21 protein-coding genes are annotated in these 21,290 nt (G+C 73.5%); 15 read left to right on the top strand and 6 right to left on the bottom strand.

Annotated elements, in window-relative coordinates:
* Positions 1-86 precede the first annotated feature (86 nt).
* The 6 genes from ACFVUH_RS18325 to ACFVUH_RS18300 all read right to left on the bottom strand — a co-directional run bounded on the left by ACFVUH_RS18325 (position 87) and on the right by ACFVUH_RS18300 (position 7,152).
* Positions 87-848 carry a pyridoxal 5'-phosphate synthase gene (locus ACFVUH_RS18325; RefSeq protein WP_387914280.1) on the bottom strand — a complete coding sequence of 254 codons (762 nt, stop codon included), beginning with the start codon at positions 846-848 and terminating at the stop codon, positions 87-89.
* Positions 849-1,585: 737 nt separating this feature from the next.
* The gene (locus ACFVUH_RS18320; protein WP_387914279.1) at positions 1,586-2,950 is read right to left on the bottom strand and encodes an FAD-binding oxidoreductase; all 1,365 of its coding nucleotides are present in this window, start codon (positions 2,948-2,950) and stop codon (positions 1,586-1,588) included.
* 229 nt (positions 2,951-3,179) lie between these two features.
* The gene (locus tag ACFVUH_RS18315) at positions 3,180-4,010 is read right to left on the bottom strand and encodes a MerR family transcriptional regulator (protein ID WP_387914278.1); all 831 of its coding nucleotides are present in this window, start codon (positions 4,008-4,010) and stop codon (positions 3,180-3,182) included.
* Positions 4,011-4,092: 82 nt separating this feature from the next.
* Positions 4,093-5,202, bottom strand: coding sequence for a peptidoglycan-binding protein (locus tag ACFVUH_RS18310; protein WP_355360737.1), 1,110 nt, complete (start codon positions 5,200-5,202; stop codon positions 4,093-4,095).
* Between the two features lie 418 nt (positions 5,203-5,620).
* Positions 5,621-6,265, bottom strand: coding sequence for an HAD family hydrolase (locus tag ACFVUH_RS18305; protein ID WP_387914276.1), 645 nt, complete (start codon positions 6,263-6,265; stop codon positions 5,621-5,623).
* Positions 6,266-6,303: 38 nt separating this feature from the next.
* The gene (locus ACFVUH_RS18300) at positions 6,304-7,152 is read right to left on the bottom strand and encodes a GntR family transcriptional regulator (RefSeq protein ID WP_387914275.1); all 849 of its coding nucleotides are present in this window, start codon (positions 7,150-7,152) and stop codon (positions 6,304-6,306) included.
* A gap of 593 nt (positions 7,153-7,745) precedes the next feature.
* Between ACFVUH_RS18300 and ACFVUH_RS18295 the strand changes: the two genes are divergently transcribed.
* From ACFVUH_RS18295 to ACFVUH_RS18225, 15 genes are all read left to right on the top strand, one after another.
* Positions 7,746-8,033, top strand: a complete 288-nt coding sequence (locus ACFVUH_RS18295) for a hypothetical protein (RefSeq protein WP_387914273.1) — start codon at positions 7,746-7,748, stop codon at positions 8,031-8,033.
* A gap of 91 nt (positions 8,034-8,124) precedes the next feature.
* Positions 8,125-9,153, top strand: a complete 1,029-nt coding sequence (locus ACFVUH_RS18290) for a DUF2637 domain-containing protein (protein WP_387914271.1) — start codon at positions 8,125-8,127, stop codon at positions 9,151-9,153.
* Positions 9,150-9,500, top strand: a complete 351-nt coding sequence (locus ACFVUH_RS18285) for a hypothetical protein (RefSeq protein WP_387914269.1) — start codon at positions 9,150-9,152, stop codon at positions 9,498-9,500. Before ACFVUH_RS18290 ends, ACFVUH_RS18285 begins: the two co-directional genes overlap by 4 nt.
* Positions 9,501-9,549: 49 nt before the next feature.
* Entirely contained in the window at positions 9,550-9,936 is a 387-nt protein-coding gene (locus ACFVUH_RS18280) for an ATPase (protein WP_387914268.1), read from the top strand.
* 20 nt (positions 9,937-9,956) lie between these two features.
* The gene (locus ACFVUH_RS18275; protein WP_387914267.1) at positions 9,957-10,250 is read left to right on the top strand and encodes a hypothetical protein; all 294 of its coding nucleotides are present in this window, start codon (positions 9,957-9,959) and stop codon (positions 10,248-10,250) included.
* A 106-nt stretch (positions 10,251-10,356) separates the two neighbouring features.
* Entirely contained in the window at positions 10,357-10,614 is a 258-nt protein-coding gene (locus ACFVUH_RS18270) for a hypothetical protein (protein ID WP_387914265.1), read from the top strand.
* Between the two features lie 79 nt (positions 10,615-10,693).
* Positions 10,694-12,574, top strand: a complete 1,881-nt coding sequence (locus ACFVUH_RS18265) for a hypothetical protein (RefSeq protein WP_387914263.1) — start codon at positions 10,694-10,696, stop codon at positions 12,572-12,574.
* Positions 12,575-12,668: 94 nt separating this feature from the next.
* The gene (locus ACFVUH_RS18260) at positions 12,669-14,912 is read left to right on the top strand and encodes a hypothetical protein (RefSeq protein WP_387914261.1); all 2,244 of its coding nucleotides are present in this window, start codon (positions 12,669-12,671) and stop codon (positions 14,910-14,912) included.
* A gap of 238 nt (positions 14,913-15,150) precedes the next feature.
* Complete coding sequence (locus ACFVUH_RS18255) at positions 15,151-15,339, top strand: hypothetical protein (RefSeq protein ID WP_387914260.1); 189 nt, start codon at positions 15,151-15,153, stop codon at positions 15,337-15,339.
* Between the two features lie 36 nt (positions 15,340-15,375).
* Complete coding sequence (locus ACFVUH_RS18250) at positions 15,376-15,825, top strand: hypothetical protein (protein ID WP_387914259.1); 450 nt, start codon at positions 15,376-15,378, stop codon at positions 15,823-15,825.
* 20 nt (positions 15,826-15,845) lie between these two features.
* Positions 15,846-16,481 carry a hypothetical protein gene (locus ACFVUH_RS18245; RefSeq protein WP_387914257.1) on the top strand — a complete coding sequence of 212 codons (636 nt, stop codon included), beginning with the start codon at positions 15,846-15,848 and terminating at the stop codon, positions 16,479-16,481.
* Positions 16,482-16,717: 236 nt separating this feature from the next.
* Entirely contained in the window at positions 16,718-17,641 is a 924-nt protein-coding gene (locus ACFVUH_RS18240) for a bifunctional DNA primase/polymerase (RefSeq protein WP_387914256.1), read from the top strand.
* 109 nt (positions 17,642-17,750) lie between these two features.
* The gene (locus tag ACFVUH_RS18235) at positions 17,751-19,340 is read left to right on the top strand and encodes a YfjI family protein (protein WP_387914254.1); all 1,590 of its coding nucleotides are present in this window, start codon (positions 17,751-17,753) and stop codon (positions 19,338-19,340) included.
* Between the two features lie 343 nt (positions 19,341-19,683).
* Positions 19,684-19,914 carry a helix-turn-helix domain-containing protein gene (locus tag ACFVUH_RS18230; protein WP_387914252.1) on the top strand — a complete coding sequence of 77 codons (231 nt, stop codon included), beginning with the start codon at positions 19,684-19,686 and terminating at the stop codon, positions 19,912-19,914.
* Positions 19,915-19,917: 3 nt separating this feature from the next.
* Positions 19,918-21,195 (top strand): tyrosine-type recombinase/integrase, encoded by a 1,278-nt coding sequence (locus tag ACFVUH_RS18225; RefSeq protein ID WP_387914251.1) that lies wholly within the window; start codon positions 19,918-19,920, stop codon positions 21,193-21,195.
* Positions 21,196-21,290 lie beyond the last annotated feature (95 nt).

Genomic DNA, 21,290 nt, shown 5'->3' with positions numbered 1-21,290 from the left:
GCGGTGCCACGGCGCTGCGGCGCCCTGGCGCTATGGCGCTACGGCGCTACGGCGCTACGGCGCTACGGCGCTACGGCGCTACGGCGCTACGGCCAGAGCAGGGTGCGCGACCACTCCGGGGTGCGCACCGGGCCGGTCCGGGTGTAGCGGAGCCGGACGTGGTGGCGCTCCGCGTCGCCCTGCCAGAACTCCACCTCGTTCGCCCAGAGCGTGTAGACGGCGTGCCCGGCGGCGACCGCGTCCGGGGTGGCCTCCAGCCGGCGCCAGGCCACCGCTACGGCCTCCTCGTACTCGGCCGGCGAGGCCAGCGGCTCGCTCTGCCGTCCGACCAGCGCGCCGATCCGGGCGGCCGGGGAGCGGGTGGCGAACTCGGCCCCCGCCACCTGGTCGGCGGCCCGTTCGACGGTGCCGCGCACCCGCACCTGGCGGCCGAGCTGCGGCCAGTAGACGGTCAGCGCGGCGGCCGGGTGGTCGGTGAGCTGACGGCCCTTGGGGCTGTCGGCGGCGGTCGAGAAGACCCAGCCGGTACCGGCGGCGTCCACGTCGCGCAGCACCAGCACGCGGGCGTCCGGCATGCCGTCGGCGTCGACCGTGGAGAGGGTGAACACCTGCGGGTCCAGCACCCCGGCGTACAGCGCGGTGGCGAGCCAGTCCACGAAGAGCGGGCCCGGTTCGGCCGGGGCGGCCTCGGCGTCGAAGGTCGGCAACGGGCGGGCCATCGGCGGGCGGCCGAGCATCAGCTCGGGCACGGACCGGGGCGCGGCCGGAGCCTGCTCCCCGCCGGGCCCGGGACCCGGTGCCGGCCTGGTCTCGCCGGGGCCGGTCAGGCCCTCCTCCTCCGCTGCCATCGCGCCCTTCCTTCCGGTTGCCGCGTCCGCAGCCCCGCGGCGGACCGGTCGCCGGGAGGGCGTGCCGGGCGCGGGGTGCGCTGTCGGAGCGCAACCGTACCGCCGCGCGGTGACGGCGCCGGGCGCGGGCCCTGGACTGGACCTCTCGACGGCCCCCGGACGCGCCCGTGGGCGGCACCGACCTGCGGTGCCGCCCACGGGACCGGTGCGCGGTGACCCTTTCCGCTGCCCGGTGAGAGCGTTGTGCGATCCGTTCCCTCCTGCCCGGCCCGGGGCCTCCGCCGACGGCGCCCCCGCCGTCGACGGCACCCGGTCGGTGCTCAGGAGCTCAGGAAGAAGACCGGTACGAGGACGATGTCGTGGTGGAGCCTCCCGTGAACGGTGATCGTGTCAGGTGTGCGGGAGTTCGCCGACCGAACGAACACCTGCGGATGTGCGACGTCTGGACACAGACTTCCGCAACAAATCGACAAAGCACCACCTCACGGCCGCCTTTTCGCCCTTTAGCGTGATATCCGGCGGCCCGATGCATAATCGCCACCTACCCGAGAGCGCGGCCTTCGTACCCCCTCCCACCTGCGACGCAGACCGGTCGACCGGCCGCGAGCCGGTGCACCCCCACGGCGCGCGACGAAGTCGAACGCGCCCCCTGCCGGTTCGGTCGACCTACCGTGTCGATAAATTCGGGCCATTCTGTGACAGTCCGAAAATCGGCAGGGCGTGCGGGATCAGACGGATCAGATCACCTTGCCGGGATTGAGGATGCCCAGCGGGTCGAAGACCGCCTTCAGCTGCCGCTGCAGGTCCACCGCCACCGGCCCCAGCTCCCGCGCCAGCCACTCCCGCTTGAGCAGCCCCACCCCGTGCTCACCGGTGATCGTGCCGCCCAGCTCCAGCCCCAGCGCCATGATCTCGTCGAAGGAGCGCTGCGCCCGGGCCGACTGCTCGGCGTCCGCCGCGTCGAAGATCACGATCGGATGGGTGTTGCCGTCGCCCGCGTGGCTCACCACCCCGATGGTCAGCGCGTGCCGCTCGGCGATCGCCGCGACGCCCTCCAGCATCTCGGCCAGCCGCGAGCGCGGCACCGCCACGTCGTCGATCATCGTGGTGCCCAGCCGGTCCAGCGCGGGCAGCGCCTGCCGGCGCGCCTCCAGCAGCAGCTCCGACTCCGCCTGGTCCTCGGCCGGCACCACCTCGGTCGCCCCGGCCGCCCGGCACAGCTCCCCGACCGCGGCCAGCTCGGCCACCCGGTCCGGGCCGTCGAAGGCGACCAGCAGCAACGCCCGGGTGGACTCCGGCAGCCCCATCCGCCCCAGCTCGTTGACCGCGCGCACGCTCACCGCGTCCATCAGCTCCATCAGCGACGGGGTGAAGCCGCGCGCCATCACCTCGCAGACCGCCGCACCGGCCGCGGCCGCGCTCGGGAACTCCGCCGCCAGCGCCAGCTGCGGCGCGGGGGCCGGCCGCAGCGCCACCACCGCGCGGACCACCACGCCCAGGGTGCCCTCGGAGCCCACCAGCAGCCGGGTCAGGTCGTAGCCCGCCACGCCCTTGGCCGTCCGGCGGCCGGTGGACAGCAGCCGCCCGTCGGCCAGCACCACGTCGAGGCCGAGCACGTACTCGCTCGTCACGCCGTACTTGACGCAGCAGAGGCCGCCCGCACCGGTGCCGATGTTGCCGCCGATCGTGCAGGACTCCCAGCTCGACGGGTCGGGCGGGTAGCAGAGCCCCGAGGCCGCGGCGGCCCGCGAGAGCTCGGCGTTGACCACACCCGGCTCGACCACCGCGATCCGGTTCACCGGGTCGAGCTCCAGGATCCGGTTCATCCTCACCATCGACAGCACGATGCAGCCGTCGACGGCGTTGGCCGCGCCGGACAGCCCGGTCCTGGCCCCCTGCGGGACCACCGGCACGCGCAGCGCGGTGGCGGTCCGCAGGACGTGCTGCACCTGCTCGACCGTCTCCGGGAAGACCACCACCGCGGGGGTGCCGGCCGGGCAGAAGTCCGCCATGTCGTGCCGGTAGGCGGCCGTCACGTCCGGGTCCACCGCCAGGGCGCCGGGCGGGAGGCCCTCCGCCAGCCGGTCCGTCAGGTCACTCATCGCCGCCTCCGCTCGCACCGCCCGGTCCTCGCACTCTGCCGCCCGCCCGGCCGCCCGGCAAGTACGCCGCCCCCGGGGCAGGTAGGACGCGGGCAGGTAGGACGCGGGCAGGTAGGACGCGCCGGGCGGGCGGCGCTGCCCGGCGCGGGGGCCTCGGTGGTCGTCATGCCGGACGACGCCAGGACCCTCGACCGGCTTGCTTCAGGGCGAGCGCCCGGACGACCGGCGGCTACCCGCGCAGCACCGGCTCCTGCAGCTCCGTCACCCAGTCCGCCACCTCCTCCGGGCACTCCAGGTAGAGCTCCCGGGCGTACCCGGTCGAGCGGTAGCCGTTCTCCTCGATGAACCGCGCCAGCGCCTGGACCGCGCCCAGGGAGTCGTCCATCGAGCCGCGGTGCACCACGGTCACCGCCTCCTCGATCGCCGGCAGGTCGACCACCGTGAGACCGTGCTCCCCCGCCGGGTCGACCGAGGCGGCGATCGGCACGGCCACCCGGATCAGCACCGAGCCGTCACCGCCGCCGGTGTCCTCGTACCGGGCGACGGACGGGCCGGTGTGCGCGATGCCGGCCTCCGCCAGCCGCCCGCAGAGCTCGTCGAACAGCGGGCCGATCACCGGCCCGATGTCCTGCGGCTCGTAGCTCGCCGCGACCCCGGTCAGTTCGGCCGCCCGCACCGACGGCACCCGCTTCACCACGACATCGTGCGTGGACATGGTCCCCTCGCTCTCGATCGTCCGGAGCCTCGCCTCGACCCGGGCCAGCCGTTCGGCGTCCGCCGCCATCGCCGCGGCGAGCTCGGCCCGCCGCAGTCGCAGCATCCCGCGCAGCTCGGCCGTGTCCACCTCCTCGTCGAGGACGGCCCGCACCTGCTGCAGTGTGAAGCCGAGGTCCTTGAGGGCGATGAGCCGGTTGAGCCGGGCCAGTTGGGCCGCCTCGTAGCAGCGGTAGCCGCTGAACGGGTCGACCCGGGCGGGCCGGAGCAGTCCGACGGCGTCGTAGTGGCGCAGCATGCGGACCGACACCCGGCCGTGTTTGGCGAAGTCTCCGATGTTCAACATGGTCCCTCCAGTGCAGACCCTCACACGGTGTCACGGTCAAGCACCGGCTTCGCCGCCCGGCCGCCCGCTCGCGGCCGCCCGGTCAGTCCGTCACGTCGAACCCCCTGCGTCGGCCCAGCACCTGGAGGCTGCGCTGGCCGGGGATGCCGTTGGCGTCCTCGCCCGCGTAGCCGAGACTGCGCTGGAACGCGGCGTACGCCTGCACGGTGCGGGTGCCGAGCGAACCGTCCACCCAGCGCTGCTCCAGGAACCCCTCGTCCGCCAGGGCCTGTTCGACGATCCGCACCTCGCCGCCGTACGTCTGGTGGCCCTGCTCGGCCCCCGGGTCGGTGCGCGCCGCCGCGACCACGTGGGCGAGCGACACCCGCTGCGCCGAGGGCAGCCGGCCCAGCAGCCGGCGCAGCGACGCCTCGCCCGGCACGCCGTCGGCGTCCGACCCCGAGTAGCCCAGACTGCGCTGGAAGTCCTGGTAGTTGAGGGTGTCGGCGTCCCGCCAGTCCTGGTCCGGCCCGGACTGGTAGTGCCCGCCGAAGCCCTGCCGGACGAGCGCCTGGCCCACCTCCTCGACCTGCGGGCCGTGCGCCCCGTAGCCGTACTCGAGCCCGTTGATGGTCACCCGGTACCGGGCGGGGCCGGAGCCGCCGCCCGGCGGGGGCAGCGGCGCACCGCCGGCCGCCGCGACGATGCCGGGCATCACGACGTCGCGGAACTGCCGGGCCCGGGCGTCCCCGGGGCAGGCCGTCCCGCCGTCCGACCACTCGGGGAACATCCGGTGCACGCCGAAGCCGGGCTCGTCCCACTCGCCGCAGATCCGCAGCGGGATGCCGTGCCGCTGGTGCAGCCAGACCCCGAGCGCGACGAACGCGTTGATCTGGGCGTCCGTCCACGGATCGGTGCTCTGGTCGTCGCTGGCCGACTCCACGCTCACCGCGCCGGTGCCGTCGGCCCGGCGGTTGGCCCGCATGTTGGCGTCGGCGCGGGTCTGGGTGCCGATGTACTGCCCGACGCTGCCGTCGTACCCGACCCCGAAGTGGGACTCCAGGTTGGTGGAGTCCCTCCAGTACTCGTAGATCCGCCGCGGCGTCCACGGCGCCGCCACGCTGTGGAAGATCACCTGCGTCGGGATGATCGCCGGCTGCTCGTCCGACTCCGGTTCGAGCTCCATCTTCTCCGCACCGGGGTACCAGGCCATCAGTCTCTCCTCGCCGGGCCCAGGGCAGTTCGCCCCTTACGCCCTGACGACGGACCCCGCACCCCCACCCGAGGACGTTCCCACCCCAAACCCCCCGTTCAGGTGAACCCGGCCCACCCTCGGCCCAACCCCGGCCCACCCTCGAACAGCACGAAGGCGGGTGCCGACCTCAGGTCGGCACCCGCCTCGAGCAGGTGGTTCTTCTCCTACCGGCGGAGAGCGTGGGATTCGAACCCACGGTACGGGGTCACCGCACGACAGTTTTCAAGAACATCAAGGCTGTTGGCCCCAGAACCCTCTTCCATCTGCGGCGGAGCATCAACCTGAACGCACCGCCATAACCAGCGTTCCACGCATGTTCCATGATGCCCGGGTCGGACAGCTTCGGCTGCCCGACCCGGGCTTTTTTGCGTTTGCGTCAGGCCAGGGCATCCGCGATGCGCTGCATTGAGTCGACGATGGCCACGGCTCCGGCTGCGGCCAACTTGGCGTCCTTCCCCGGCTTGTTTGCGTAGCCGATCGTCGCCACGCCAGCGGCGTCACCCGCTTCCACGTCCCGGGCTGCGTCACCGATGAACACACAGTCCGCCGGCTTGGCGCCTGCGGCTTCCATGGCCTCCACAAGGAGGCGGGGATTCGGCTTCATGGACGACGGGTCGCCAGTGACACGACCGAAGACACCGGCCACATAGCCGCTCAGGCCATGGTCCGCGAGGTACACCTCGATCGCCGCGCCAGCGTTGTTGCTGACCACCGAGACGGACCGGCCAGAGCGCACGCAGGCTCGCAAAACCGATTCTCCACCCGAGTTCGGTCTGCTAATCCGAACAGCTTCCGTCTCCAGCGCCGCCAACGCGGAGTCGACGCTCTCGGCGAGGTCGGGCCTGGCGTCGGCAACAAGCCGGAGTAGGGCAAGCGGATCGGTCTCGGCCTCAGAACCGGCGGGGGCCTTCTCTCCGGTGGCGAGCAGGCCCTCACGGAGTCGCCGCGCAACCTCGGGGGCGGGCAGGCCGGCGAACACCGAGCACACCGGGCCGTCGAAGTCGAGCAGTACGTGCTTCACCGGGCGAAGCACCTCAGACAGTTGCTGCCGGGGAGTGCTCATGGCTGGCGCTCGTAGGCGATCGTGGACCACACGCTGTCGAACCACATCTGGGCCTGCTGGACGTACTGCGACCCGAGCGAAGCATCGTCCGGCCCGGCAGCGTGGTGGAACAGCGTGGTGTCCTTGCCGGTCACGTCGTAGAACGTGTGGGCTGTGTCGTCCACCTTGATGGTCCGCTCACGCAGCGGATAGAAGCCGAAGAAGGCCTCTGTCCGGTTCAGGATGTAGAGCTTGAACAGGCTCGACGCCCGGTGCACCTTGACCTCGACGCTCGCCGACTGAACGAGTCCGAGCTCTGCCAGGACCTCGACCGAGTGAGCGATGCCGCCGGCGTTCGTCAGCGCGATGTTCCGCGCGCGCTCGCGAAGTGCAACCTCATCCTTCAGCCCGTCGACCAGCACGGGAACGGCCATCGACTCCGTGGTGTCCGGCAGCAGCAGCCGCACCTTGATGGACTCGGGGGTGAGCCGACCGGAGCGGACCTTGTCCAGCGGTTCCTGAAGCGCGTTGTGCAGCGTCTCGCTGGAGAAGCCGGCGAAGTCGAGCGTGACCTGCTGCTGCTCGAAGGCCGCTTCGAGATGCGGTCGAAGACCGACCGGGCGGGACGTGCGCTCCCGAACGAACGAGCCGCTTCCCTGGCGGGTCACGATCAGCCCCTCGGTCCGAAGCAGGTCGAGGGCCTTGTCCACGGTGCCGCGAGCCACGCCGAAGTGCTTGGCCAGCTCAGGGCCGGACGGGAGTTTGTCACCAGTCTCGAAGCCGGGTTGCTTCGTCAGGATCGAGGCCCGCAGACGACTGCTGACCTGCTGATACGGGGGGCGAGAGTCATCCGGGTCTAGGGCCATACGCCAATGCTAGGGCAGGTGCCCAACATGCGCGAGAAACCCAACCCTCTTGACCTGCCTAAGCAGGTTGTCTATGTTGTGGGTGTCGCACCAAGTGAGACAGGGGCGACACAGAGGGGCCTTCTTTGGGCTGCTCTGAGCTGCACAAACGCAGTACCTCGACAACTCAAGAGAGTGATCCACCACCGCAGTCCGCCCGTGACCACGCCGGTCGGGGTGAGTGGAGACCAGTCGGCAGAGAAGGGGCGCACGCCCTGACACCTCGGCCCGCCCTTAAGACGGTGGGCCGTACATGGGACACGCAGCCGACTCAAAAGACCGACGCGGCCGACCTTTTCGCTGGCGACGATCTCCGGGAGCGATCTCCCCGGAGCGAGCTGCACCGCGTCCATCTGAGACCGAACCCCCTGCTTCACCAGTGACCACGGCCCTCGACACCCCCTCGCATCCATGACTGCGGGGTGGGTGCCGGGGGTCGTGGCTGCTCGTGACGTTCGAGTTGCCCGGGCCCGCATGAGTCGGGCCGCCGCGCTCCCGGCCAAGGAACGCGCGGCGGCCCCGGGCCCACACCCCCAACGAGAAGAGGTAGACCCGTGAGGTCGATTGTTGCAGGGCAGACGGCCCTGACGGAGGACGAGTTCGCCGAGCTGGCGCTCGGTGTGGACTCGGACTTCACCCGCCTGTTCACCGGCGTGCCCGGTGAGAGCGAGACGGAGCGCGCCGCCCGGATGGACGCCGCGGCCGACATCGTGGTGGACCTGCGCCGGGAGGACCCGGTGCTGGCCGCCTTCGCCGAGCGCCTGCAGGCCCTGGCGCCGGTGCCGTTGCGGCGCCCGGCGGTCATCCGCCGCACCGCGAGCACCGAGCGGGTGGCGGCGTGAACAGCCACGTGCTCACCGCGCTCACGTGCGCCGTGAGCGCGCTCACCGCCCGCTCACGGCGCACGGTTCGGGGGCCGCGATGAAGGCGGCGATGAGCCCGGCGCAGATCCGATCCGCCGAGCGGGCGCTGAGCGTCGGGACGTGGGCGATCACGTTCGGCGCGGTCCTGTACAGCGTGCTCACGGTGACCCCGCTCATGGCCGGCCACACCCCGAAGGGGTGGGAGTGGACGGCGCCGATCCTGCCGATCGTCGTGGACGCGGCGGTGGTGATCGTGGTGCGTATGGACGCCACGCTCGCCCGTCTGAACGGCGACGGCGGGCGCTGGCCCGTCGTGCTGCGTTGGATGACCGGCCTCATGACCGTGCTGCTCAACATCGGTTTGAGCGCCCTGCACCGGGACGGGGTCGGGGTCGCGGTCCACTCGGTCGCGCCGCTGCTGCTGATCGTCACGGCCGAGACGTCCCTCGCCTACCGGCGGGCGATCGGCACCGCGCTGGCTGCCCGGGAGACCGCTGAGCGGGCCGAGCGCGAGCAGCACGAACAGCGTGCCGAGGCACGCCGGCAGGAGGAGCGGGCCGATCGGCTCGCCCGGTTCGAGGCCGCTGATCGGGCCGACCGTGAGCGCCGTGAGCACGACGCGAGCGAGGCCGACAAGCAGCGTGAGCACGAGGCGGGCATGGTCCGTGAGGAGCGCGCGGAGACCGCGCGCCGCGAGGCGGCGGAGCGCGACGGGCAGGCCCGGCAGGAGGCCGCCGAGCGGGCCGAGCGTGAGCGTCGTGAGCACGAACGGCGTGAGCGTGAGCGCCGTGAGCGCGAGGCGGGCGAGCGTGAGCGCGCCGAGCGGGCCGAGGCCGAGCGGCGCGAGCGGGAGGCCGCAGAGCGCGCCCGTGCCGAGTTGCTGGCCGCCGGTCCCGCCGACGAGCGCCTGCCGGAGGAGCGGGCCCGCGAGGCGGTCAAGGCCGCCATCGAGGCCGGACTGACGCAGCGCCAGGCGGTGGAGCTGACCGGCTGGTCCGTCGGCTGGATCGCCGCCCGCTACAAGGAACACCCGGCCGCGGCCCGGCCCGCCCTGCACGCCGTCCCCACCACCGCGACCGCTGAGGAGCAGGCATCGTGACCACCATCGCCGAGCCCACCATCGCCGACAGCACTCAGGTCACTGCGGCCGGCGCTCTGCTGGCCGTCCTCAGCGCCCACGCCGACCTGCCCGCCCCCGACGCGGGCCTGCGTCAGTTCTTCGAGCCCGACACCGAGATCCCGTGGGGTGCGTGGGGCGTGCGGCTGTCGCTTCACCGCGGCCTCGGCGCGTTCGAGCAGTGGCGCGAGGCCCTGGACCTGGACCCCTCCGCCATCGACAGCGTCGAGTGCGGCACCACCGGCTGGCTGACCGCCCACGGCACCAGCCACGGCGTCCCCATCGAGGTGAACGGCTTCTACTCCCTGCCCGGCGCCTTCGCGGCCTGACCCCGCCCCTGACCTGCTCCGCTGCCACCAGCAACAGGAGATCACTGTCATGTCCGTGACCACCATCGAGGTCATCAGCTTCGGCTACCTGCACGGCGCCCCGCCCGAGGCGCACCTCACCCTCGACCTGCGCAAGCACTTCCGCGACCCGCACGTCGACCCGGCCCTTCGTCACCTGACCGCGCACGACCTGCCGGTGCGCCGCGCGGTCCTGACCACCCCGGGCATCCGGGAGTCCGTCCTCGCCGCCGCGCTGGTCGCCGAGGCCTACGACGCCGGGCCCACCGCCGCGCCGCTGACCATCGCGGTCGGCTGCGCGGGCGGCCGGCACCGCGCCGCCACCGTCGCCATGGTCCTCGCGAGCCGCCTCGACAAGACCATCGCCCCGGCCCGCCTTGTCCACCGCGACCTCGACAAGCCCGTCGTCGAGCGCTGAACCCGAAGGGAACCATCACCATGCGCTTCACCCGCAGCAAGGCCGCCGCCATCGCCGCCGACCTCGACAAGGGCGCCGCCGAGAAGACCAAGGCCGCCGCCATCGCCGCCGACCTCGACAAGGGCGCCGCCGAGAAGACCAAGGCCGCCGCCTCCGGCGACGCCCACGCCGCCGACAAGAACAACAGCCCCCTGTCCCGCCAGCAGGCCAGGGCGTCCGCCAGCATCCTGCGCGGCCAGGCCCGCGACATGCGCGCCGACGCCGACGCCATCCGCGACGGCGTCAACCCCACCGAACTCGGCTACACCGACTGACCTTCCAAGGACCGGTCTCGGCCCTCGCTGCCACCCGGCGGCACAGGGCCGGGGCCGCCGACCGGCATACCACCCGCCATCCCGCACCAGCCCCGGAGAGACGACCATGACCGACCCGCAGCCCCGCCAGGACCGCAACGCCGCCCGCCGCGCCAAGCGTCGGGCCGAGGGCCGCGCCCGGATGATCCGACACGCGGCCGGCGAGCTGACGACCTACGGCCCGTGGGAGAACGGCCGCCCCACCGCGACCCCGGCCGACATCGCCCGCAAGGCCAACGCCATGTACGGCGGCTACGTCAAGGGCGAGCCCATCACCGCCGGCGAGGCCGCCGACACCCTGGCCGCGCTCACCGCCTCCGCCTGATCCGGGACGGCCGCCGACGCCAGCAAGCTGCGCGGCCGTCCCGGGCTCCGTCCCTCTGCAGAGAACCGGAGACCCCATCATGTCCGAAACCCTGGTGTCGGCCCAGAGCGCCCCGGCCACCGGCCGACCCGCGCCTCCCCCGCCGCCCACTGCCGCACAACCGTTCGCTCAGCCCGCACCGGCCCCCGCCGAGGCCGCCCCGTCGACCGAGCCCGCGACGCCCGCCGCTTCGGCCGTTCGCCGGGCCCCGGCCCGTGCGGGGCACACCCGGGGTGGTCTGCCGGTGGTGCCGCTGGCGGTGGCCGGCGGGAACACCGCCGTCGGCGCCGTGTCCGCCGCCGCGCTGGCGGGCGGGCCGGTGGTGCTGGCCCTGCTCGCCGGTGGCGCCGTCGCCGCGACCGGCGCCGCCGCCCTTCGCTCCCGCACCCGCAAGACCCCGACCGGCCAGGACACCGGCCAGACCTCGAACCACCCCAACGCCGGCCACCGGCCGGCCGGGGGTGGCCTGTTCGGGACGCCCGGCCCGGCGGGCGGTACCCGGTTACCGCTCGGCCACCAGTACCGCCCGGCGCGGCACGCCGCCGCTTCCAGTGCGGGACGACCGGCGGGCAGGAACAGTGCCGTTGCCGGGACGAACAACGCCCAGGCGGGCGCCGGTTCGACGTCCCGCCGTGGCGCGGGCGCCGCGTCCCGCGTCCGTACCGGTGGGGCCGCCTCGATGGCGGCTTCGACCGCCGCGTCCGAGCCTGGTGCCCGGGGCCGCTCCGCCGACGGGCGCCTGCCGTCGGCCGGTGGCGGCGCGGGTTCGGGTCTGGGGGTTCGGGCTGCGCGGGTGCGGGCGGCGCGTGCCGAACGTGCCGCGGCGGCGCCGAGCCTGCGCGAGAAGCGGGTGCAGGACACGGCGGCCCGCCGCACCGTCGCCGACGCCCGCCGCGCCGCCAAGACGGCCGCGCGGGAGCAGAAGCGGACGGCGAAGGCGACGGCCCGGGAGCTGTCCCGCGCCGGCCACACCGCCCCCGGCACCGGCACGGCCGGTGGTGCGGGGTCGGTGGCGGGCGGTGCGCGGGAGGTCGCCCGGCAGGCGCGTCGTCAGGCCCGGCAGGACAAGCGCCTGGCCCGGCGTCAGAACCGCGAGGGCAAGCGCCTGGCCGGGCGGGTGGCGCGGGACGGGCGGGCGGATGCGCGGTTGAGGGAGCGTCGGGTGGCGATGCGCAAGGGCGCGGTGGCACGGGCGGCCCGTAAGCGGCTGCGGCGCTCGGCCGGCCGGTACTTCGCCCGGTGGGCGCTGGCCGCGCTGCTGGCCGGCGCGGTCGGCCTGGTCGGCACGATCACCACCCCGATCGGCCGCCGCCTCGACATGCCGTGGCTGATGCACCCGGGACGCAGGCTGTTCGACCGCATGGTCGGCCGGGCCCGCGAAGACCGGACCGTCCGTGACTGGGTGATCGGCACCGCCCTGGACGCCGACCTCGCCGCCGCCGAACACCTCGACACCCCCGACACCGACCCCGACGAGGGGGAGGTGGCGGACACGGTGCCGCGCGCTCCCCGCAACCACAACTCAACCGACAGCACCGCCGTCCCCTTGGGAGGGATCGTGACCACCGCCACCAACAGCACGTTCAGCTTCGCCCAGGTCGCCGCCGAGATGGAGGCCCTGGCCAACACCTTCGACCCCGACGGGATGATGGAGGTCCTCGCCATGTGCGAGGAGATCCCGGACGCCCTGCAGTCGATCGCCAACGTCTTCCGCATCCTGGCGGAGAAGGCCGACGCGGAGTTCCCGCTGGAGGCCCCGATCGCCGAGGCCCTGACCGAGGTCTACACCCACATCCAGCTCGCCGTGCAGGCCGCCGGCGAGGTCGGCCCGGTCTTCCGCACCCACCACGAGCACGACATCCGCCGCCACGAGGACCCCCGCACCGGCGAGCAGAAGTGGGACACCAACAACAACAACTAGCCCACTGTTAGGGCTAGTTCGCCAATCTCTCCACCACCCTCCGGGGCGGGCCGCACTGCTGCGGCCCGCCCCGGCCCACACCCGGAGACTCCGCATGACCGACCGCCTGAACCTCACCAACCTCCCACCCGACCACACCCCCCAAACCCAGACCACCGCCGCCGAGAAGCAGGCCAAGACCCCCCGGCCCCGGGCCGCGAAGCGGGGGGTTCCGCTGGACTGGGCCGCCCCGCACGGCCCCGCCACCGGAGCCTTGTCGGCGGCGACCGGCGCCGGCGCGCTGGCGCTGCTCGGCGCCGCGACCGGCATGCCCGAGGCCCTGCCGCTCGCGGTCGGCGCGGCGGGGGCGGTGGGGCACGGGATCGGCTGGAGCGTGCGCCGGCGCCTGACCGCCATGTCCGTGGTGACGCGCTCGGCGTCGTGGCTGCTCGCCGGAGGCTGGACCACCTGGGCCATGCACGCCGGCCCGCTCTCGTGGGCCGCCGCCGGGACCCTCGCGGGCCTCGGGGTCGGAATCGGGGCGATGGCCTCGACCGCCGCCGTCCACGAGGAGGCCGCCGAGGAGGAGCGCCTGGCCCTGTCCCCGCAGGCGGCGAAGGCCGCCGACGCCCTCGACCACCGCCGCCGCCGGATCGCCCGAGAGTGGGAGGAGCGCATCCACCGCGTCGCCGGCGTCCAGTGCAGGGTGTTCGCCGTGGAGTTCTGGAAGACCGGCGGCGGCTTCTCCCTCGGCGCCGAACTCCCCGGCGGCGCGGCCACCTGGGACCAGATCGCCGGCCGCGCCCGCGCCCTCGCCGGGGACGCCCGCCTGCCGCTCGGCTGCGTCATCGCCGTCGAGGAGGGCGACATCCAGGGCCGCGTCGTCCTGGACATCCCCACCGTCAACGGCATGGCCGACGCCCGCCCCTACCCCGACGACTACAGCCCCCTGTCGATCCTCACCGGCATCCCCTGGGGCATGCTCCCCAACCTCGACCCGGTCACCGTGTTCCTGCGAGAGGCGTGCGCGCTGCTGCTCGGCCCGCCCGGATCCGGCAAGTCCACCCTCGTCGACGGCGTCCTCACCGGCTTCGCCCGCTGCACCGACGTCGTCACCTGGGTCATCGACCTGAAGGCCGGGGCGGTCGGCATCCCCTGGGTACGCCCGTGGCTGGAGGCCACCGGCCGCAAGACCCCCAAGCCCGGCACCGCCCCCGCCCCCGCCGGCACCAAACCGGGGGTCGACTGGATCGCCTCCACCCCCGAGGAGGCGCTGCGGATGATGCGGGCGGCACTGCGGATCAACGCCGCCCGCCAGCAGCAGTACCAGGACGTGCTGGACGAGATGGACACCACGCTGCTGCCCGTCTCCTCGGAGCTGCCGCAGATCGAGGTGGTCGTCGACGAGGGCGCCGAGCTGCTGTCCATCCGGCCCACCGCCCCGCCCGTGCTGAAGGAACTTCGGGAAGCGGTCCGCAAGGCCATGCGCACCACCCGCGCCATGGGCATCCGCTTCGTGCTGACCGCCGTCGACGGCAACGTCTCGGCGCTCGGTGACACCGAGATCCGCAAGTTCTCCCCCGTCGGCGTCGCGCTGACCAGCGGAGAGAGCGCCGGGAACAACCTCGCCAAGATGTTCCCCCGCGCCCGGGTCGACACCCGCCAGCTCAACGCCAAGGGCTCCGGCGTCATCGGCGCCGCCGGCGCCGACGGCTTCGCCCCCACCCCCTTCAAGACCTGGAAGACCGGCCCCTCCCAGGTCCGCGCCGCCGTCCTCGCCACCAACGACCGGCGCCCCACCCTCGACCCCGTCTCCGCCCACGCCGCCGGAGACGACTACGCCCGCCGCTGGGACGACGCCCGCGCCGGATGGCTCTGGACCGTCATCACCACCGCTGCCGACGCCGGCCTGATCGAGGACAGCGAAACCGGGACCGGCGCCGGGTCGGGCAGGCTGAACCTGTCCGCCCTCACCGGACGGACCGCCGCCGGCGACCGGCTCGTCAAGCAACCCCGGCCCGGCGGACTCAACCTCTCCGCCCACCGCACCACCCCGGTCCCCGCCCCGGACGGGGACGACGGAGGCAGCGTCTACGAGCCGGTCGCCGACCCCGCGCCGGGCCTGCTCGTGCGCGCCCACGCCGCGATCACCAAGGGCGGCGGCGACCGGATGTTCATCGCCGACCTCGCCGCCGCACTCGGCCTGGACGCCCAGACCCTCGGGGCCGACGTGAACGCGCTCCTGCGGGCCGTCGGCGTCTCCCGGCCCGGCGCCGGAACCGTCCGCATCGACGGCGACGCCAAGGCCGGCTTCTACGCCCACACCCTCGCCGACGCCCTCACCCGCTACCGCCAGTAGCCAAAACAGGGCCACACAGGGTCACACAGGCAGGGTCACACAGGGCCACACAGGGCTGTGTGGGGCACACAGGCTCGTGTGGCCCTCTGACCTGCCCGTGTGACCCGTGTGGGGCACACACCAAGCCCCACACAACCCCAGCCCCACACCCCGAAACCGCGCTTCCCCAGGGTGCTGTGTGCCCCACACAAGCTCATGACGCACCGTCACCGAAACCGTAACGGGAAGGACCGCCGAAATGGCCGTCACGATCAGCGTCACCGTCCTGCTCGCCGCCGCCGCCGCGCTCCTGCTCAAGGGGCGCCGGGTCGGCCTCGGCACCGCCGCCGTCCTGTGGCTGTCCGGCTTCACCACCGCCTCCACCGGACTCGCCGACCCCGTCAACACCTTCCTCGCCGCCCTCGCCCACATCGCCACCAACCACTGACCCACCCCCGCACCGACCCGTCGACGGGAGACCCCGATGGACCGCACCACCACCCCGCAGCCCACCGCCGCCCCGGTGCTCCACGGCCCGGACGGCACCCCCTACTACCTCACCCCCACCCCGCCCATCACCGCACCGCCCGCCCTCTACCACCCCGCCGCCACCGCCCCGGTCGTCCACCACGGCCCGGCGCTCGCGCCGACCGCCGTCTACCTGCCCGCCCCGTCCCCGGTCACCAACCCGGTTCCGGTGCGGGACCCGTGGCCCGCGCGTCTGCTCGCCGGAGGCGTCGCCCTCGGGGCCGGCGGACTCGGCATCGGCTACGCGGTGCAGGCCGTCGCGGCGGCGGCCGGGAGCGTCGGTGGTCTCGCCGCGCTCGGCGTCGGCGCCTACGCCCTCGCCAAGACCACGGGTGGCGGAAGCGGCCGGGGCGGCGGGCAGGGCCCCGTGAACGTGCACGTCAACGTCACCAACCGCAACCGCTAACCCCGGAGGACCCTGTGCCCATGCCCTGGTTCGAGACCCTGACCGACAGCCTCACCGCCCTCGGTGCCGCCGCCCGAGAGGCCCGCCTCGCCGCCCACGCCGCCCGGACCACATGCGCGCTGTACGACCTCGACCGGCTCAAGCCCATCGACGCCACCGTCACCTCCGCCAATCGTCCCTACGACAACGAGATCCGCCCGCACGACAGGGTCCTGTTCCGCCTCATCACCGCTCACCACGAGCACGCCGACAAGCTCAGCGGCATCTACGGCATGGCCGCCCTCACCTACGCCGACGGCGCCACCTGGGCCATCACCCAGGTCATCGCCGGCAACCAGCCCACTGCCGTCCACGGCCTCCACAACACCGACGGCGCCTTCGTCATCCCCGGCCCGCTGCCCGAGGTCACCGGCCTGGACCGATGGAACGGCTGGAAGGCCTTCCGCGCCGCCCGCAAGGCCATGGACGAGTGCGAGTACGCCGCCGCCTTCGCAGACGGCCTCGCCTCCGAGAGCTACCTGTCCGACCACGACGCCGGCCAGATGCACGACGCGATCAACCGGGCCTCCGGACTGTCCGAAGCCGCATTCGCCTACGGCCAGCACGCCGAAACCGCCCTGCGCTTCGCCCTGCTCGACGCCTTCCGCACCAGGTAGGGCCAGCCTTGTCCGCCGTCCTGGACTGGCGCGACGCCTCCCACTACGACCGCATCCGCACCCTGCCCTGCCGCTGGTGCGGACGTCCCACCCCGCTTCGCGATGACCAGTGCAGGCCCGCGCACAAGGTCTGTGCCGAGCGGCAACAGGAGGTTCCTTCCGATGCCCTGTCCCCGGCGCCCGCTACGGCGTCGGCGGGCGGGGTGTCGGCTCAATTCGTCGCCCCGGAGGCCCCGTTGACCGACTGGGATCGGGCCCTCGCTGCCGCGCACCATGCCGCCGAGCGTGGGTTCGCGGTGTTCCCGACCTCCCGTTCCAAGAAGCCCGCCGTGCCCTCCCCGCACCCCGAGGGCAGCCGGGAGCGCAAGGAGTGCCGGGCCGCGTGCGGCAGGCCCGGACACGGCGTCCACGACGCCACCCGCGACCACGACCGCATCGACGTCCTCTTCGCCCGCGCCCCCTGGGCCACCGGCTACGGCATCGCCTGCGGCACCGCCCCGCACCACCTCATCGGCCTCGACCTCGACCGCAAGAACGGCCTCGACGGCGTCGCCGACCTGGCCCGCCTCGCCGCCGAACACGGCTTCACCGTCCCGCCGACGGCGACCGTGGCCACCCCCTCCGGCGGGCTGCACCTGTGGCTGAGCGCCCCGGCCGGGGCGTCGTTCCCGAACTCGGTGGGCGTCCTCGCGCCCGGCATCGACGTGCGCGGGCCCGCCGGCTACCTGGTCGGGCCTGCCTCGCTTGGGGACAAGGGCCGCTACGGCTTCGCCCCGGGCGCCGACCCCGGCGTCATCGCCGCGTGCCCGCCCCAGCTCCTCGCCCTGCTCACCCCGCCTCCGACCGCCCCGGTCGCGGCGGTGGTGGACGTGGTGGCGGTGCGGGAGCGGATCGGCCAGCAGGACGCCTACGTGCGCGCCGCACTGGCCGGGGAGGACGCCAAGGTCCGCGCCCAGACCCAACCCGGCCGGGCGAAGCGGCTGTTCGCCTCCGCCGCGTCCCTGGCCCGCCTCATCCACGCCGGGGCCCTCCCGGAGCCGCTGGCCACCGATGTGCTGCTGGACGCCGGCATGGCCACCGGCCTTGGTGAGGCCGAGTGCCGGCGCGCCATCACCAACGGCCTCGCCCGCGGCTTCGCCGCCCACCGGCCCGCCGCCTGACCCACCCTCCGATGCCGGAGCGGGGGCGGAGAAAGCCGCTTACTCCGCCCCCAGCCCTTCCGGCCCACGCCTGCCCGCCCCTGACCCCTGCTCGGGAGGAGCCCTCGCCATGAGCCCGCTCACCAACGCCACCGCCGCCGACCCGGGCGGCGCGTTCGACAACGTCACCTCGCTGTTCCCGGACGGCTGGGAGGAGGCGATGGAGCCCCCGTCCACCGCCGGCGGGGAGCTGTGGGACACCCCCGTCGACCTCGGGGAGTCCCGGACCCTCCCGGCGTTCCCCACCGACACCCTGCCCGGCTGGCTCGCCGACATGGTGGCCGCCGTGGCGGAGGAGACGCAGACCCCCGCCGACCTCGCCGGGTGCCTGGCCCTGGCCACCGTGGCGACCGCCGCCGGCGGCAGGGTCCGCATCCAGATCCGGGGCCGCTGGCAGGAGCCCACCAACATCTACACCGCCGTCGCCATGGACCCCGGCAGCCGCAAGAGCGCGGTGTTCGACCACATGATCCGCCCCCTGCTCACCGTGGAGAGCACCCTCGCCGAGGTCAGCAAGGCACGGATCATCGAGGCCGAACTCGCCCTCAAGCTCGCCAAGGCCGCCGCCGAGAAGGCCGGCCAGCGCGCCGCGAACGCCGAAGCCGACCAGCGCGCCGCCCTCACCCAGGACGCCATCGACCTGGGCAAGCAGGCCGCCGCCATCACCGTCCCCACCGAAACCCAGCTCGTCGCCGACGACGCCACCCAGGAGTCCCTGGCCACCCTGCTGGCCGAGCAGGGCGGCCGGATCGCGGTCATGAGCCCCGAGGGCGGGATCTTCGACATCATCGCCGGCCTGTACTCGGGCAGCGCCAACATGGGGATCTTCCTCAAGGGCCACGCCGGGGACATGGTCCGCGTCAACCGCCAGGGACGCCCCTCCCAGCACGTCGACCGGCCCGCCGTCACCATGGGCCTGGCGATCCAGCCCGAAGTCCTGGACGCCGTCGCCCAGGTCAAGGGCGCCGACGGCCGGGGCCTGCTCGCCCGCTACCTCTACGCCGTCCCCGAATCCCTCGTCGGCAGCCGCGACACCGAGCCCGACCTCATCCCCGACGCCGTGGTCGACACCTACGCCGCCCGCCTCGAAGCCCTCACCCTGGCCCTGTTCGACCGCACCGAGGCCGCGATCCTCACCCTCACCTCCGAGGCCGATGCGGTGATGCGCGCCTACCAGAAGGTCACCGAGGCCCGCCTCGCCAAGAACGCCCCGCTGCGGCCGATCCTCAAGTGGGCCAGCAAGCGCGACGGCGCCGTCGCCCGCCTCGCCGCCCTCCTCCACCTCGCCACCCACCCCACCGACGGCTGGAACCGGCCCGTGGAGGCCGCCACCATGAGCGCGGCCACCCGCCTCGGGGACTACTTCACCGCCCACGCCCTGCACGTCTTCGACGCCATGGGCGCCGACCCCGGCCGCGACGCCGCCCGCCTCCTGCTGGACCACCTGCGCGCCAACCCCCTGCCCGCCTTCACCAAGCGCGACCTGTTCCGCGCCGTCTCCCGCGCCGACTTCCGCACCATCTCCGACCTCACCCCCGCCCTCGACGTCCTGGAGGAACACGGCTGGCTCCGCCAGCAGGCCCCGCCGCCCCGCACCACCCGAGGCGGCCGACCCCCCTCCCCCCGCTACCAGCTCCACCCCCGCCTCACCCGCCCCTGATCCCCGCGAAGGGCCCGGAGCACCGACAGAACCCCGAAAACCCCCACCAAAACCCACTGACCTGCGAAAACAGCCGTGATCGCGGCTGTGACAGAACCTCCGAAAACTCTGACAGAACCTCCCCGCCCCGAGTTCTGTCACAGCCCCGACCGCCGTGACACAACCCACTCCCCGGAGGTTCTGTCAGAGTTTTTACCGGTTCTGTCACAACCGCGATCATGAACAAAACCGCAGGTCAGCGCCACAGCAGCCGGGTTTTTGAGGTTCTGTCAGCGCTCCGGCCCGTCCCAGGCCGCTCAGCTCGAACCCCGCACCTCAACTCGCCACAGCCGGAGGCCTCGCCATGCCCCCGAAGGGCCGCAGCACGGGCATCGCCCCGAACGTCCGCCCTCTCCCCGACCGCTACCTCGAACCCGAGGACATCGCCCGGATCTTCAGCGTGCCGCTGGAGACCGTCTACCAGTGGCGCCGCAGGCGCACGGGGCCGCCCGGCTTCCGGGTCGGCCGGCACGTCCGCTACCACCCCCAGGCCGTCGCCGAATGGGCGGCCGAGCAGAACGAACAGGCGGCTTGATCTATGGCAGGACACATCCAGGACCGCTGGTACAAGACCGAGCCCGGCCCCAACGGCAAGCCGCGCCGCGTCCGCACCGAGCGCTACGGAACGGGCATGCGGTACCGAGCCCGGTACGTCGGGCCGGACGGCACGGAGAAGTCCAAGTCCTTTCCGGACCGTCAGAAGCGGCTGGCGGACGACTGGCTGGCCCGGATCGAGGCCGACATGTCGCGCGGCCAGTACGTCGACCCGAAGGCGGCCCGCGTCACCTTCAAGCAGTATGCGGAGCGGTGGCTGGAGTCCCAGCACACCGACCTCAACACCCGGGCCTCGGTCCACGCCCAGATCCGTCGGCACGCGATCCCGTACCTGGGCTCGCGCCCGATGGACTCGTTCCTGCCGTCCCACATCCGGGAGTGGCTGGCGGAGCTGGAGAAGGCCGTCCCGGCCTCGTCGTACCGCCGGGTCATCTTCGGAAGCGTCTCCGGCATCTTCACGGCGGCCGTCGAGGACCAGCTGCGAACGACGAACCCTTGCCGTTCCCGATCGGTCACCGCTCCCGGGCGGGCGCCGGGGCGGGTCCGTCCGTGGCCGACGGACCGAGTGGACGCCGTGCGCGCGGGTCTGCCGGAACGGTACCGAGCGATGACGGACGCTGGCGGCGGGTGCGGACTGCGCCAGGGGGAGATCTTCGGTCTGCCGGTCGACGAGATCGGGTTCGACACCGGATGGCTGCACGTCGGCTACCAGATCAAGGTCATCGGCGGGCGCTTGGTGTTCGCCCCGCCCAAGCGCGGGAAGGTCCGGGACGTGCCGCTCCCGGCGCAGATCGGTCGCCTCTTCAAGGCCCACATGGAGGCGTTCCCGCCGGACGAGGTGACGCTGCCGTGGCTCACCCCGGACGGCCCTCCGGTGACGAAGCGGCTGCTGTTCTCCCGAGAGGAGGGCGGGCCGGTGCGACGGCCCGACTTCAACACGTACGCGTGGAAGCCCGCTCTCGTCGCAGCCGGGGTGATCCCGGCGCCCGAGAAGGGGAAGCGGCACCAGGCGTCCCGGGAGGACGGCATGCACGCCCTCCGGCACTTCTACGCCACCGTCCTGCTGGACGCCGGCGAGAACGTGAAGGCGCTGAGCCAGTACCTGGGTCACAGCGACCCCGGGTTCACGCTCCGGGTCTACACGCATCTGATGCCGAGCAGCGACGGCCGGACCCGCCGGGCCGTCGACAGGCTCTACGAAACGCTCGGATGGGCCGCCGATCCGCAGCCTGACGGCCCACAGGCGGCCCGGGAGGACTGAAGCGGGCCCCGGGGGGGGGGGGGGGGGGCCCCCCCCCCCCCCCGCGCCGCCCTCCCGGCCCGCACCACCCCGAACGGAGTAAAACCGCGCTGGTA

Origin of the sequence: Kitasatospora sp. NPDC058032 (assembly GCF_042885845.1) — a bacterium.
Classification (GTDB): domain Bacteria; phylum Actinomycetota; class Actinomycetes; order Streptomycetales; family Streptomycetaceae; genus Kitasatospora.
Note: the sequence above shows the minus strand (reverse complement) of the source record. Positions and strands in the feature narration are given on the sequence as shown.

Coding starts and splice junctions, on each gene's coding strand:
- ACFVUH_RS18275 (WP_387914267.1), top strand. CDS start 9,957: ATGCGCTTCACCCGCAGCAAGGCCGCCGCCATCGCCGCCGACCTCGAC.
- ACFVUH_RS18225 (WP_387914251.1), top strand. CDS start 19,918: ATGGCAGGACACATCCAGGACCGCTGGTACAAGACCGAGCCCGGCCCC.
- ACFVUH_RS18270 (WP_387914265.1), top strand. CDS start 10,357: ATGACCGACCCGCAGCCCCGCCAGGACCGCAACGCCGCCCGCCGCGCC.
- ACFVUH_RS18325 (WP_387914280.1), bottom strand. CDS start 848: ATGGCAGCGGAGGAGGAGGGCCTGACCGGCCCCGGCGAGACCAGGCCG.
- ACFVUH_RS18260 (WP_387914261.1), top strand. CDS start 12,669: ATGACCGACCGCCTGAACCTCACCAACCTCCCACCCGACCACACCCCC.
- ACFVUH_RS18290 (WP_387914271.1), top strand. CDS start 8,125: ATGAGCCCGGCGCAGATCCGATCCGCCGAGCGGGCGCTGAGCGTCGGG.
- ACFVUH_RS18320 (WP_387914279.1), bottom strand. CDS start 2,950: ATGAGTGACCTGACGGACCGGCTGGCGGAGGGCCTCCCGCCCGGCGCC.
- ACFVUH_RS18280 (WP_387914268.1), top strand. CDS start 9,550: ATGTCCGTGACCACCATCGAGGTCATCAGCTTCGGCTACCTGCACGGC.
- ACFVUH_RS18245 (WP_387914257.1), top strand. CDS start 15,846: ATGCCCTGGTTCGAGACCCTGACCGACAGCCTCACCGCCCTCGGTGCC.
- ACFVUH_RS18235 (WP_387914254.1), top strand. CDS start 17,751: ATGAGCCCGCTCACCAACGCCACCGCCGCCGACCCGGGCGGCGCGTTC.
- ACFVUH_RS18265 (WP_387914263.1), top strand. CDS start 10,694: ATGTCCGAAACCCTGGTGTCGGCCCAGAGCGCCCCGGCCACCGGCCGA.
- ACFVUH_RS18230 (WP_387914252.1), top strand. CDS start 19,684: ATGCCCCCGAAGGGCCGCAGCACGGGCATCGCCCCGAACGTCCGCCCT.
- ACFVUH_RS18310 (WP_355360737.1), bottom strand. CDS start 5,202: ATGGCCTGGTACCCCGGTGCGGAGAAGATGGAGCTCGAACCGGAGTCG.
- ACFVUH_RS18255 (WP_387914260.1), top strand. CDS start 15,151: ATGGCCGTCACGATCAGCGTCACCGTCCTGCTCGCCGCCGCCGCCGCG.
- ACFVUH_RS18300 (WP_387914275.1), bottom strand. CDS start 7,152: ATGGCCCTAGACCCGGATGACTCTCGCCCCCCGTATCAGCAGGTCAGC.
- ACFVUH_RS18315 (WP_387914278.1), bottom strand. CDS start 4,010: ATGTTGAACATCGGAGACTTCGCCAAACACGGCCGGGTGTCGGTCCGC.
- ACFVUH_RS18250 (WP_387914259.1), top strand. CDS start 15,376: ATGGACCGCACCACCACCCCGCAGCCCACCGCCGCCCCGGTGCTCCAC.